Here is a 14,242-nt window from a genome sequence, read left to right on the forward strand (position 1 = left end):
TATGTCATTAGCCAAAGCATCAATTTGGACAGCCGGATCAACCCTGATAAAAATCGGGGCTGGTCTGCTTGTCGTTAAGTTACTTGCTGTCTCTTTTGGTCCAACAGGAGTCGGATTAGCGGGTAACTTTCGTCAATTAATCACCGTACTAGGCGTCTTGTCTGGTGCGGGTATTTTTAATGGTGTGACGAAATTAATCGCACAATATCAAGATGATGATATTCAACGCAAAAAAGTGTTGGGTACTTCATCATCCATGATTTTGCTGTTTTCCACACTATTAGCTATTTTATTTCTTCTTTTTTCTGCTCCCATTAGCCAAGTGTTATTTGGTGATGATTATCATCAATATCAGGATATTGTAAGAGCTGTTGCTTTTATTCAAATGGGAATTGCATATAGCAACTATTTTCTTGCCATATTAAAAGGTTATCGTGATGCGCCAGGTAATGCCTTATCAGTGATTGCAGGTAGCATTATTGGTGTTTTTGCTTATTATTTATGCTATTTATTTGCGGGTTATCACGGTGCATTAATTGGGCTAGCATTAGTGCCTGCACTTATTTTATTTCCTGCTACATTTTTAGTAGTAAAGCGTAAACGCTTCGCGTTGAGTGAGCTGAAACCTCACTGGGATAAAGCGATTGCCAGCCATCTTGGCAAATTTACTATTATGGCTATTTTGACCTCTATTACGCTCCCAGTCGCTTATATCATGATGCGTAATCTATTGGCTAAATATTATAGCTGGGATGAGGTTGGGATTTGGCAAGGCGTGAGTAGCATTTCAGATGCTTACTTACAATTTATTACGGCATCTTTCTCAGTTTATTTACTGCCAACACTCTCTCGATTAACACAAAAGAGTGATATCACTAAAGAGATAGTAAAGTCGCTGAAGTTTGTATTACCTGCGGTTGCTGTTGCCAGCTTTATGGTGTGGTTATTACGTGATTTTGCGATTTGGTTACTGTTTTCAGATAAATTTGTCGCTATGCGTGATTTATTTGCATGGCAACTTGTCGGTGATGTTTTAAAAGTAGGCGCCTATGTCTTTGGCTATCTTGTCATTGCAAAAGCGGCACTACGTTTTTATATCCTTACAGAAGTAAGCCAGTTTGCCTTATTAACGCTATTTTCGCGTTGGCTTATTCCTGAGCATGGCGCACTGGGTGCAGCTCAAGCCTATATGGCAACGTATATTATTTACTTCCTTCTCTGTAGTTCTGTTTTCGTGATTTATTGCAGGCGCAAATGACAACTTTGATTTACGTACTAGGTTCAGACATTGTGCATCATAACAACACAATGTTACGGTTTTTTAACGACCACCTCGTGACTGAGGCGGGGTTAACGTATAAACCTCGTTTTATCGTTGCCAGTAAAAATACTTCACTGCAAGAAAGCTATCCAGCTTTAGATATTGAGTGTTTAGCTGATAAAAAGCAGGTTGCACAGAGAGTGGTTACATTGGCAAAAGCCGATACTCACCAACGATTCCTTTTTTTAGGTCAGTTTAATGCGCCTATTTGGTTGGCATTATTGACTGGCAAGATTAAACGTCATCAATTTTGGTGGCATATTTGGGGTGCTGATTTATATCAGGATTCTAAACAGCTAAAATTTAGACTCTTTTATCTTCTTCGTAAACTTGCTCAAAAGCGTGTGGGGCGAGTATTTGGTACACGAGGTGATCTAAATTACTTCGCGCAATTTAACGTTAATATTCCAGCCAGTTTGCTCTATTTCCCAACAAGAATGGATCCTGCGCTGACGGTAACAGAAAAAGCGCCTATTGATGAAAAAAAAATCACCATTATTGTGGGTAATTCAGGGGATAGATCGAATCGTCATATTGAAGCTTTACAGGCGATTGCAGAGCAATATGGAACACGCGCAAAAGTGATTATTCCAATGGGATATCCTGAAAATAATCACGTTTATATTGATGAAGTAACCCAAGCAGCTAGCCAGTTGCTTCCATATAATCAGGTTGAAATATTACGTGATAAATTGGCATTTGATGATTATCTTACGTTATTGAAAACATGTGATTTAGGCTATTTTATTTTCCATCGTCAACAAGGTATCGGCACGCTTTGTCTGCTTATTCAATTTGCGATCCCTTTTGTTATTAGTCGTCAAAACCCATTTTGGCAGGATTTAACTGAGCAAAATGTTCCTGTTTTTTTCTCGGGTGATAAATTAGATGTTGCGCTAATTGAAGAGGCTAAACGTCAATTGCTGATGCTTGATCGCCAAAATATTGCCTTCTTTGCACCTAATTTTACGGACGGATGGAAAGAGCTAATTGAGATGAGTACAGGAGAGCCGCAATGACATTGGCGGAACTGGGTGGCTTAGCACTTGTTTATTTTATCTCTTTAAGTTTTATTTTATTGCTGACTTATCAAGAGTTTCGTCGAGTTCGCTTTAATTTTAATGTTTTTTTCTCAATGCTCTATCTGCTGACCTTTTATTTTGGTTTTCCACTGACTTGTATGTTGGTATTCCAATTTGATGTCGCAGTTGTATCGGTTGATTCATTATTATACGCGCTATTAGCTTCTACCTGCTTCTATGCCATTTATTATGTCACTTATAAGGTAAGGTTGAGAAAACCGGCTAGCGGCCCTTCTAGGTCGTTATTTACCATGAATAGAGTAGAAACCAACCTCACTTGGATTTTATTGGCATTAATCGCATTTGTAACCGTCGGAATTTTCTTTCTGCAAAATGGCTTTTTACTCTTTAAGCTCAAAACGTATAGCCAAATTTTTTCAAGCCAAGTGTCAGGTGTCGCGCTTAAGCGCTTTTTCTATTTCTTTATTCCCGCAATGCTGGTGGTTTATTTCTTAAAACCAACGCAACAACGCTGGATTTTCTTCCTTTGTGCGACGGTAGGTTTTGGGATCTTAACTTACATTATCGTGGGTGGAACGCGTGCGAATATCATCATCGCTTTTGCGCTGTTTTTGTTTATCGGTATTGTTCGTGGCTGGATAACCTTGTGGATGCTGGTTGCAGCAGGGGTTATGAGTATCGTTGGAATGTTCTGGTTGGCATTAAAACGCTATGGTCTTGATGTGAGTGGTGCCGAGGCATTCTATACTTTCTTGTACCTTACTCGTGATACGTTCTCTCCTTGGGAAAACTTAGCGTTGTTACTTGATAACTATGACAAGATTGAGTTCCAAGGACTTGCTCCGATAATTCGTGATTTTTATGTTTTTATTCCTTCTTGGGTTTGGCCTGAACGCCCAGATGTTGTACTGAACTCTGCAAATTACTTTACGTGGGAAGTGCTTAATTACCATGCGGGTCTTGCTATTTCGCCAACCTTAATTGGCTCGTTGGTTGTGATGGGTGGCGTTGTCTTTATCCCATTAGGTGCCATCGTAGTCGGGTTAATTATTAAATGGTTTGATTGGCTATACCAGCAAGGGTTGAGTGAGAGCAATCGCTATAAGTCCGCTATCTTACAAGCTTTTTGCTTTGGGGCGATTTTTAATATGATTGTTTTAGCACGAGAAGGGGTCGATTCGTTCGTCTCTCGTGTTGTGTTCTTCTGTTTAATTTTTGGTTTATGTTTAGTGGTTGCAAAACTGCTTTATTGGTTATTTGAAAGTGCGGGATTGGTACGCAATTACGTGACTCGTCAACTACAAAGTGAACCTCGTTTAGAGAAAAAGGAAAAGTAATGGGATCCAATTCAATTCCGAAGTATTCAATCCGTGGACATAATATCTGGGGATTTCGCGATATGGCTCATTTTCTGGATTATCTCTATGAAGGAGCACAAATAAAAAGTGGCTCTCTGATTGCCATTAACGCAGAAAAAATTCTCACAGCAGAAACAGACTCAGCACTCAATGAGCTACTCAATGAAGCTGATTATCTTTATGCAGATGGTATCAGTGTTGTGCGAGGTATTCGTCGTAAATATCCTGATGCAAATGTTTCTCGTATTGCTGGTGCGGATTTATGGGAAGCGTTAATGGAAAGAGCAGGTAAAGAGGGAACACCTGTCTTTCTTGTCGGTGGTAAACCTGAAATTCTTTCGCAAACCGAAGATAAGCTTAAAGCACAGTGGAACGTAAACATTGTGGGTAGCCAGAACGGTTACTTCACACCACAAGATAGAGAGGCGTTATTTGAGCGTATAAAGGCCTCTGGTGCGAAGATAGTGACTATAGCCATGGGATCACCTAAGCAAGAGTTGTTTATTCGTGCATGTCGTGAAATTTATCCTGATGCATTATATATGGGTGTTGGTGGGACTTATGACGTGTTTACGGGTCATGTTAAGAGAGCACCAAAAGCATGGCAAAATCTTGGATTAGAGTGGTTATATCGTTTGTTATCACAACCAAGTCGAATTAAGCGTCAATTTAAGCTGCTAAAATTCGTTGGGTATTATTATTCCAATAAATTGTAATAGTAATAGCGTCTTTTTTGTTAGGTGGGGCTGATTAAACGATTTATTCATGCTTTTATCTAGCATCTTACTTGTTTAATTATTATACTGATGGGGCGTTTAGCGTGTAAAAACGCTCCATTTATCGACGAAATGCACAAACTATCGTCAAACAAACTTTTTTTTTCAAAAAGCACTAGACAGACAGAGCGTAAATCCGTACTATCCTCTCCCGCAACGGCGTGAAGCGCCCGTAGCTCAGCTGGATAGAGCGCTGCCCTCCGGAGGCAGAGGTCTCAGGTTCGAATCCTGTCGGGCGCGCCATTAAAGCGTGCTAAGAGTTACGGTGAAGAGCGTTGTTGTAAGAAGTAATAAGATAGCTGTTATGGTGGCTATAGCTCAGTTGGTAGAGCCCTGGATTGTGATTCCAGTTGTCGTGGGTTCGAGTCCCATTAGCCACCCCATCTTATCTTAGTTATTGTTTATGCGAGGGTGGCGGAATTGGTAGACGCGCTAGCTTCAGGTGTTAGTGTTCTAACGGACGTGGGGGTTCAAGTCCCCCCCTTCGCACCAATAAACAAGATAAGAGCAGTGATGCAGACGGCGAGTAGCGCAGCCTGGTAGCGCAACTGGTTTGGGACCAGTGGGTCGGAGGTTCGAATCCTCTCTCGCCGACCAATAAGAAAAAGCCTCGATTATATCGAGGCTTTTTCGTATCTACGATTTACTTTTTAAAAACCGCTATACCATATCTACTTCTACTTCTACTTCTACTTCTACTTCTACTTCTATAAGTCGTTACTCTTATCCATATTTTTTATTTCTTGTTATGTGTTCCAGATAAGAAAACCAAAATGATGTTTTTAACGGAAATGCCATCCTTGTCACTTAAGGGTTATTAATAATTTAATTTATTACCGAATTTTAATCTTCATAAAAAGATGAGTTAAATATGTAAAATAATTGATTTTAACTATATGAAATATAAGTCTTTTATTTTATTTGTCGGTAAATGCCAACACTCGCTATTTTTGGTGTCTCCAATAGGAGACATTTAACGTATTGATTTTAAATAATTAAATAATCAGTGTGTTTTTCTTGTCGTGAAAAAGAGACGTATATCAGACCTTATATTTTCTTTTCTATTTAGCAATAGCATGGTGAAAGCACAAACCATAGCGTCTTTATCATTGAAAATGAGTAAAGCTAGAAAGAAAAACCAAAATTCAATAAGTTATCTTATACTTTTCAGCGATAGGGGATATTTTTAATAAAAAATGAAAAATTGGCACGCTAAATGCAATATGTATATTGTAGATGCTCATTCCACTCCTTATGACAGCATATGGCTTCATAAACCTAGGAATGATGCAGAGCCGATTATTCGGTGCCTACGTCCACGTTAACGATGAACATCATTCATCATCAACAGGACGAAACGTTGAGTGAGGCACCATCCGTCTGTAGACCTGATTGTATATTTATACGCCTGTATAGTTTTATACAGGCGTTTTTTTATATATCAACCACTCATCCATTTTGTATTCACCGCATTATCACGCTATTATCCAGCGCAAGGGTAGATTGGAGATAGCATCAATATGATAAATAAACAAAAAGCATATCTTGCACAAGAAAAACTCTTTCTTATAGAGAAGTTTGGCCCATTATTGTTTTTTTTGATCCCTCTTATCATGCTTATTATTGGTGGAAAATCATGGGCTAAATATGTGGCTTTTCTTTGTCAGGGGATCGCACTGATTTATATCGTCGTGTTTTATCAAGCGAGAAAACATTATCTGTCATTTAAGCAAGAAAATGAGAAGGGAATACCCACTCGCTTTTATCGTATTGCTTGGGTGTATGTGTTTTTGACTTTATGTGTGGAAGTGGTGTTGTTATTTCAACGTGTCTTTTAAATCACATAAAAAAACCCTCAATAATTAATATAAAGAGGGTTTTTAGATCAGGCGATTAAACGATTTATGATCACGTTCTTATCGAATAAGCTTATTTACTTTTTTTAGGCTCTTCAAAAATGACAGAATCCTTTTTCAGAGTCATTAATAAAGCATCTTTACGCACTTTCGCCGACTCTTCAGATTTTTTCTGTTTATCTAGTGCATCAGCAAGCCATGCAAAGTCATGAACATCAGGGCGTTGCTTTAACGCATTACGAAAAGCCTCTTCAGCTTGAGCCCATTTTCCTTGTTGCATCGCTATCTGACCTAATGTGCTATTGAGTAATGGCGTTGGCCCATGTTGTTTAATTAATGTATTAAGCACTTTCATAATAACATTGGCATCTGTATTTTTTAAACGAGGCAATAGTAAGATCAAGCGTTCATCATATTGGCGTTTAATACCGTCTAAGATGATCGTTTGAGCGGTATCAGGATCGTTACACTCAATAAGGTGTTCAGCCAAAACGACACGCAATGCATTATCATGATGTACTTTACGCGGTTGTGCATTCCACCAATTTTTCAGTCCATCACAGCCATTTTCGGACATCTTCTGTCCCATAATACCGATATAGGCTTTTTGGCGTAATTGCTCTAGTTCATCATCTGTGTGTAATGCAATTTTTTGCATGGAAGGAATGATATCAAGCAGTGCTTGCCAAGCTGCTGTTCGTGTATAAGCGACTTCCGCAAGACGTAACACTTCTGGGTGACGTGGCACTTGATTTAATAACTCATCAACCCCAGTACGCGCAGCGTGATTTTCGTTTTGTGCTAATAAAATACGCACTCGAGTGATATCAACAGGAAGTTGATTGGTATCGGCAAGCTCAGCTGCACGTTCAAGGTGTTGTTGAACTCGGAATTCATCACCACGTTGTTGTGCGGCTTCAGCGGCTAACAGGTAGTTTACAACAGGCTGCTCTGCATAATCTGCATTACGGCTCATTAGTTTTTCAACTTCTTTAAAATCACCTTCCGCTAATTTCATTAATGCCATGCTGGTTTGTTTGCGTGCGCGATTACGTTTACGGAAAGAAAACCAACTATATGCTTTTGAGCCTGTACCAATGAAACGGCGATAACTCCAACCAATCAGTAACAATGCTAATTGTAGTAAAACAAACATAATGACAAGGCTGGTTACACTGGTTTCAATATCCCAATCATCAGTTTGTATAAGTACATAACCTTGATGGCCTGCCAATAGTGGGCCAAAAATGATGCCCGCAATAAGCACCACAAAAAGGAGCAGTATTTTTAACATAAGCTTATTCTCCTTGTTGTGTTACTGGTGCATCAACAGTTGTACTATCAGCTGCAGCATCTTGTACGCTTTCTGATGCATTATGTTCAGCTTCTACAGCTTGGGCATCTTGGGCTTCAACAGCTTGTGCTTCAGCAACTTGTGGTTCTGCATACTCATTTTGTGCCAGTAAATTGCGAATTTGTTTTTCTACACGTTTTTCTAGCAATGTCGGGCTCTTCAATTCTGATGGTATTGCAAGCGTAATAGGTTGTTTCTCTAATTCAGAAACCGTATCTAAAAATGCAGTTGTACTTGGATCAGAGGTATCAAAATAAGCACGTACCCAAGTGGATACCGCTTCCAGTGATTGCTGATAAGTTTCAGTTTGGTGACGAGGCACGGCTTGAGAAGCAATTAATAAACGTGAACGGATATTCTCACGTAAATAGATATCTTGATTCGGTGCTAATAAAGGAACGGCTGCGGTATCACGGCGACGAATGGTAATAAAATCATCCATAAAGCTTTTCCAGCTTTTGCTTAGATTCTGTTTCCAATCAGAAAGTGAACCTGAAATGGTTTCATCGTTTTTATCCATTGGTGAGCCATTACGCTCAAGACCAGCTAAACGGAGATTATCAACCTGATTCGCTAACTGGTTTAATTGTAAGATGATGCCATCATTATCAATTTTGGTGAGAGCAGCTAAATTGCTGATATCTTCATTAATAGCACGACGGATCTCAAGTAAACTCGGATCGTTCATTTCCGCTAAGCTACTATCAGCACCTTTTAGTAAACTCACGGCTGTCACAACATCTTGATCATTCCATAACTTACGACCTGCCATTTTTACCATAAAATCAGCTTGTGCTAATAGCCAACTTTTGACGTCTGCACTCGAAATAGCGGCAAAGCGTGTTTGTAGATCTTGAATTTGGCGCTCTGTTGTTTGGCGTTCGTTTTGTAATTTATCGATAGTCTGTTTTTGTGAGTTAAACATACTATCAATATTATCAAAGCGTTGTTGATACGTATTTTGGAGTTGTTGTAATTGGGTAAGCTCAGATTTGAGTGATTGATTTTCTACACTCAGCTTTGATGCTTGTTGATTGGTGTAATAGTAAAGGCTACCACCGATTGCCAAAATAACAAGGATAGCAACAGCACTTCCAATTAGACCTGAGCGCTTGTTATTAACAGGTTTGACTTCCTGATAGCGGACATTCTCATCAGCTTTAGCTGCATCTTTTGGCAAGTCATTATCATTTGTATTTTTCTGTTCCGTCATATCGGCGTCTCATTTAGGTTCTATATTAATGCATGAAATAAAGCATCATTATTGGCACTTTCAGCAACGGTGACAGTTTCCCACCCTAATGTTTTTGCTATTGTTGCTAATCGTTCACTGACCACAAGTAAATGGCAGTTTAACAGCCATGCTTTTTTAGATTCAGCGACCAGATCAAAGAGTTGTTGTAACATTTCACCACTAGTGACAACAAGCGTATCAACCTGTGCTTTTTCCCATTGAAGCGCAAAGTCTTCAGGGGAATAATGAATAAATAGGCGTTGGTAACATTCGCATTCATCAACGATTGCGCCTCGTTGGCTCAATGTTGTTGCGAGTAAGTCACGACCACCGTTACCTCTAAGCAGTAATATTCGCTTGTTTTTCACCTGATTAAGCTCAGGAAGGTCAAGAAGATCTTCGCTGGTTTCTCCTTGCTCAGGGTAGCAAATTGGAAGACTGCTTAAATGTTGGAAATCTTTCGCTGTGCTTTGACCTATTCCATAATAGGATAGCGTATCTGGCCATGATTGTTGTAATTGATTTAGCTGCCAGTTTGCGTATGACACCGCATTTTTAGAAAGTAAAAATACACAATCACCCGCCCTTAATCCTTTTAGTTTAGCATCTAATAAAGGGAGCTCACGACCTGCGGTGATCTCTATTAAAGGTGCTTGAAAGGCTGTTTTTCCCGCATCAATTAAACGCTGGGTTAATGCCTTTCCTGCTGGGTTGGGGCGAGTAACTAAAATACTCATGCAGGTGTGCTGCCTTGATACACTGCCGTTAAAATGGCTCGTGCACCTTTATTTAAAAGCTCTTCAGCCAATGAGATACCAGCAGTTTCAGCGTCTTCTGGAGACACTAAGCGCTCACCACGCAAAATAGTTTCTCCATCAGGAGAACCGACTAAAGCACGTAACCAAATTTTGTCATTTTGCCAAATGGCATAGCTTCCAATCGGAACTTGGCAACCGCCTTCAAGACGAGTATTCATTGCACGCTCTGCTTTAACGCAAATTGCAGTGCGAGAATGGTTTAGTGCATCTAATAACTGACGCGTTTCATTATCATCTAAGCGACACTCAATTCCCACCGCACCTTGCCCAACCGCGGGTAAAGATTGCTCAGCAGATAATGGTGTGCGAATACGTTCGTTAAGACCTAGGCGCTTTAAGCCAGCAACGGCAAGAATAATGGCATCATAATCACCATTATCTAATTTCCCTAAGCGAGTACCGACATTACCCCGTAAATCACGAATAATCAGGTCAGGGCGCTGTGCTTTTAATTGGCATTGGCGGCGTAAACTGGATGTGCCTACAATACTACCCGCAGGAAGTTCTGCTAAAGAATCATAATGATTAGAGACAAAGGCATCACGAGGATCTTCGCGTTCACAGATAGTTACTAACCCTAAACCTTCAGGGAACTCAATAGGAACATCTTTCATAGAGTGAACGGCAATATCTGCGCGTGATCCAAGTAGGGCAAGTTCTAACTCTTTTACAAATAGCCCTTTGCCACCTACTTTAGCTAAAGGTGTATCTAAAATGATGTCACCTTTAGTGACCATCGGTATTAATTCGACGACTAAACCTGGATGAGCAAGTTGTAGTTGTTCTTTCACATAGAGCGCCTGCCACATAGCAAGAGGGCTTTGGCGGGTAGCAATACGGATGGTACTTTTTGACATAATAGTATTATCTCTTCCGAGCGATTAACGATATTTTTGTTTAGAAATAAGGCATTGTTTTAACACTTTAAAGCTCAATTTTCCAGTTAAGGCGCTTTGAGTCGTAATAACAATGAAAGAAATGAGGCCATCTTCGAAAAAGAAAAAAAGAAAGAGGAAATAAAAAATAAGTAAATTATTAATAGATACTATCGGGTTTGGTTATTTTTAGAATTTTATTCTTTTTATATCTATATAAAAAGTGTGGTTATTTACAAAATCAAAATATTGAGTTAATTTTGTTAACATTTGATAAGTAAGAAGTGAGGCAAATATTATGTTTAATCTGAACACATTGATAAAACAACTATTATTTTAAATTTACTTATTTTTCTTATTATTTTTCAATATATAAAAACACGATAAATTTTAACAAAATTATTATTAAATAAAAGAAAGAGAAATAATGAGAATAGAGAAAATAATTTATTCTTAAATTAAATAAATAATTAATAAAAATTAAATATTATTTAAAATATTATTATCGCAATATTAAAAATAGAATTCTTATTTTAAGTGTAAAAATAAAAAATAATCAAAAATTAAAAATAATTCATGATTATCAATTAGTTGATTTTATTTTTACTTTTTTATCTATTTTTTACGTTTTGTCAAAATTTATTTTCAGTTTCATCATTAAGTAAACAGGGGTTTTTGTGGGGTAAAGGGAGGATTGAGATATTTTTTTATCATTTTTTCTATAAATAAAAACAATTTATCTTCATGATTATAAAGATATTTATTTGGTGGCTTTACACGATTAAGCGCTTAAATATCACTTTTAGATCTTGGTGCTATATTTTGAGTTCCTCTTTACGCCTTGCGCTCAAGGTGTTAAATTGATCACGTTTCCGAGATTTTGTTAGTAAAGTTTTATCTATTAATATTCCCTAACTCAACCTTGGTCACTTATAAACTCAGATTCTACTATCTTCTTAGTATTGTTCAGGCGAAACTCTTGTATCTTTATATTGAAACACTGAAGCAACGGCTGGATGCGATTAATCAACTCAGACTGGAACGAGCATTTGCATCGATGTGTGATGTTTTTAAACAGGTCTATGGTTTAATTCCTGTTTTATTGCATTACCACCATCCTGAGTTGCCCGGCTATATACAAGGAAATGTTCCTCACGGCACATGTTTCTTTGAACCCGATGACATGCAACGTCAGTGGGCGAATAAGCTGGTTAACGCATTATGTGATGATCCGATGGATGGATACGCCAATGGAGAGCTGCCAATTACTGGCATCTATTCAATGGGGAGTACCTCTTCTATTGGTCAAAGTCACTGCTCCGATATTGATATTTGGGTCTGCCATCAATCATGGCTGGATCAAGATGAACGTGCACTTTTACAACGCAAATGCCAATTGATTGAACAATGGGCTGGCGAACTAGGTATTGATGTTACGTTTTTCTTAATTGATGAAAATAGATTTCGTCACCATGCAAGTGGTAGCTTAGGTGGAGAAGATTGCGGCTCTACCCAACATATTCTTTTACTTGATGAATTTTATCGCACAGCAGTACGCCTAGCAGGTAAACGCTTGCTATGGGCGATGGTGCCTATTGAAGAAGAACATCATTATGATGAATATGTTAACTCCCTTTATGCTCAAGGTGTATTAACGCCAAATGAGTGGTTAGATCTAGGGGGATTAGGTGAACTTTCTGCTGAAGAGTACTTTGGCGCAAGTTTATGGCAACTCTATAAAAGTGTCGATTCACCTTATAAAGCCGTACTAAAAAGTATTTTATTAGAAGCCTATTCAGCGGACTATCCTAATGGGAAGTTGCTGGCATTAGAAATGAAACAACATCTACACCGTGGCGAAATCGTTAATTACGGTTTAGATGCTTATTGTATGATGCTTGAGCGTGTCACTCGCTATTTGGTTTCTATTAATGATTTAACTCGCCTTGATCTTATCCGTCGCTGTTTCTACCTGAAAGTGTGTGAAAAATTATCTAACGAAAAAACACAAAACGAACCTGAAGGTTGGAGACGACAAGTCTTATCGCAATTGGTCACTCAATGGCAATGGGATAATGAGCGCTTAACAGTACTCGATACACGTGATAGCTGGAAAATCGAGCGTGTGCGTGATGCACACAATGAGTTATTAGATACGATGATGCAAAGCTATCGTAATCTTATTCGTTTTGCGCGTCGTAATAATTTAAGTGTCAGTGCAAGCCCACAAGATATCGGTGTCTTAACACGTAAGCTTTACGCTGCGTTTGAAGCATTACCTGGTAAAGTCACACTGGTTAATCCACAAATATCACCTGATTTATCAGAGTCACATCTAACCTTTATTTATGTACCACAAGGTCGAGCAAATCGTAGCGGATGGTATTTATATAATCGTGCCCCTGATTTTGAAAATATCGTTGGACACCAACCATTAGAATATAACCGCTATTTAAATAAATTAGTGGCATGGTCTTATTTTAATGGGCTGTTAACAAAAGAGTCTCGAGTTTATATTCATCAAGGAGAATCTTCTTGTGATGAAATTAAACTGCATGACTTAGTTAGGGATATGTCGAGCCATTTCCCAATTCGTTTACCTGCACCAACGCCGAAAGCACTGTATAGCCCTTGTGAAATTAGGCATCTCGCGATTATTGTCAATTTAGAAACTGATCCAACAGAAAGTTTTTCTGATCAAGTGGTTCACTTTGATTTTAGAAAACTTGATGTCTTTAGTTTCGGTGAAAAAGAGCAGTGTCTTATTGGTAGCATTGATTTGTTGTACCGTAACTCTTGGAATGAAGTTAGAACCCTTCATTTCAGTGGCACACAATCTATGTTGGAATCGTTAAAAACGATATTGGGTAAAATGCACCAAGATGCGGCTCCGCCTGCCTCTGTGGAAGTATTTTGTTATAGCCAACATTTGCGTGGTTTAATCCGCACTCGTGTTCAGCAGTTAGTTTCAGAATGTATTGAATTGCGATTATCAACGAATCGTTTAGAGCCAGGTCGTTTTAAAGCTTTACGCATTGCTGGGCAAACGTGGGGATTGTTCTTTGAACGCCTCAACGTGTCGGTACAAAAATTAGAAAATGCTATCGAATTTTATGGCGCAATTTCGTATAACAAGCTTCATGGGTTGCCAGTTAAATTAGATAAGGACGCCCGCTATTTACCTGCGGTGATTGATGGTTTTGCTTGTGAAGGGATTATTCAATTCTTCTTCGAAACCACAGAAGATAGTAATGTCTTTAATATCTATATATTAGATGAAGCAAATCGCGTTGAAATCTATTCTCATTGTGAAGGAAGTAAAGAAGAGTTAGTGAAAGATGTTAGCCGTTTCTACTCTTCATCTCATGATCGATTCACATACGGATCAAGCTTTATTAATTTTAATCTGCCGCAGTTTTATCAAATTGTGAAAGTGGAAGGATCAACTCAAGTGTTACCTTTTGCAGGTGGATCCTTTGGTAAATTATCCGATCTGGGTAGTAAAGAAACGCAACCTGAAATGAATGTTGTTACCCACGGATTTACAGATTATAAAGCGGTACAGCACTCTTAATTAAGCACAAGCCAATAAACACAAATGGGAGCT

Annotated in this window: 10 protein-coding genes and 4 tRNA genes; 10 read left to right on the forward strand and 4 right to left on the reverse strand. The window is 38.6% G+C overall.

Annotation, left to right across the window (positions count from 1 at the left end; genetic code table 11):
* Window position 1: 1 nt before the first annotated feature.
* From wzxE to ACWPWK_RS11165, 9 genes are all read left to right on the forward strand, one after another.
* Window positions 2-1,258, forward strand: a complete 1,257-nt coding sequence (wzxE, locus tag ACWPWK_RS11125) for a lipid III flippase WzxE (protein ID WP_109372736.1) — start codon at window positions 2-4, stop codon at window positions 1,256-1,258.
* Window positions 1,255-2,340 (forward strand): TDP-N-acetylfucosamine:lipid II N-acetylfucosaminyltransferase, encoded by a 1,086-nt coding sequence (locus ACWPWK_RS11130; RefSeq protein ID WP_109372735.1) that lies wholly within the window; start codon window positions 1,255-1,257, stop codon window positions 2,338-2,340. The genes wzxE and ACWPWK_RS11130 overlap by 4 nt, the downstream gene beginning before the upstream one ends.
* Window positions 2,337-3,701, forward strand: coding sequence for an ECA oligosaccharide polymerase (gene wzyE, locus ACWPWK_RS11135; protein ID WP_109372734.1), 1,365 nt, complete (start codon window positions 2,337-2,339; stop codon window positions 3,699-3,701). Before ACWPWK_RS11130 ends, wzyE begins: the two co-directional genes overlap by 4 nt.
* Window positions 3,701-4,438 carry a lipopolysaccharide N-acetylmannosaminouronosyltransferase gene (gene wecG / locus ACWPWK_RS11140; protein WP_099076342.1) on the forward strand — a complete coding sequence of 246 codons (738 nt, stop codon included), beginning with the start codon at window positions 3,701-3,703 and terminating at the stop codon, window positions 4,436-4,438. The genes wzyE and wecG overlap by 1 nt, the downstream gene beginning before the upstream one ends.
* 226 nt (window positions 4,439-4,664) lie before the next feature.
* A tRNA-Arg gene (locus ACWPWK_RS11145) sits at window positions 4,665-4,741 on the forward strand.
* Between the two features lie 64 nt (window positions 4,742-4,805).
* Window positions 4,806-4,881: transfer RNA gene (locus ACWPWK_RS11150), tRNA-His, on the forward strand.
* Window positions 4,882-4,903: 22 nt separating this feature from the next.
* A tRNA-Leu gene (locus tag ACWPWK_RS11155) sits at window positions 4,904-4,990 on the forward strand.
* A 28-nt stretch (window positions 4,991-5,018) separates the two neighbouring features.
* Window positions 5,019-5,095, forward strand: a tRNA-Pro gene (locus ACWPWK_RS11160).
* 923 nt (window positions 5,096-6,018) lie between these two features.
* A complete protein-coding gene (locus ACWPWK_RS11165; RefSeq protein ID WP_109372733.1) occupies window positions 6,019-6,336 on the forward strand; it encodes a hypothetical protein in 318 nt (105 codons plus the stop codon).
* Between the two features lie 91 nt (window positions 6,337-6,427).
* On the opposite strand, the gene hemY is transcribed toward ACWPWK_RS11165, so the two are convergent.
* From hemY to hemC, 4 genes are read right to left on the reverse strand one after another with little or no spacing between them, the layout of a single operon-like run.
* Window positions 6,428-7,648 (reverse strand): protoheme IX biogenesis protein HemY, encoded by a 1,221-nt coding sequence (gene hemY / locus ACWPWK_RS11170; protein ID WP_109372732.1) that lies wholly within the window; start codon window positions 7,646-7,648, stop codon window positions 6,428-6,430.
* Window positions 7,649-7,652: 4 nt separating this feature from the next.
* A complete protein-coding gene (hemX, locus tag ACWPWK_RS11175; RefSeq protein ID WP_109372731.1) occupies window positions 7,653-8,921 on the reverse strand; it encodes a uroporphyrinogen-III C-methyltransferase in 1,269 nt (422 codons plus the stop codon).
* 20 nt (window positions 8,922-8,941) lie between these two features.
* The gene (hemD, locus tag ACWPWK_RS11180; protein WP_109372730.1) at window positions 8,942-9,679 is read right to left on the reverse strand and encodes a uroporphyrinogen-III synthase; all 738 of its coding nucleotides are present in this window, start codon (window positions 9,677-9,679) and stop codon (window positions 8,942-8,944) included.
* Window positions 9,676-10,617, reverse strand: coding sequence for a hydroxymethylbilane synthase (gene hemC / locus ACWPWK_RS11185; RefSeq protein ID WP_109372729.1), 942 nt, complete (start codon window positions 10,615-10,617; stop codon window positions 9,676-9,678). Before hemC ends, hemD begins: the two co-directional genes overlap by 4 nt.
* A 997-nt stretch (window positions 10,618-11,614) precedes the next feature.
* Here hemC and ACWPWK_RS11190 point away from each other — a divergent pair.
* On the forward strand, window positions 11,615-14,209 hold the full coding sequence (locus ACWPWK_RS11190) for a class I adenylate cyclase (RefSeq protein ID WP_454208884.1): 2,595 nt from the start codon (window positions 11,615-11,617) through the stop codon (window positions 14,207-14,209).
* The last annotated feature ends 33 nt before the right edge of the window (window positions 14,210-14,242 follow it).

Source organism: Proteus sp. Marseille-Q3619 (genome assembly GCF_965283115.1).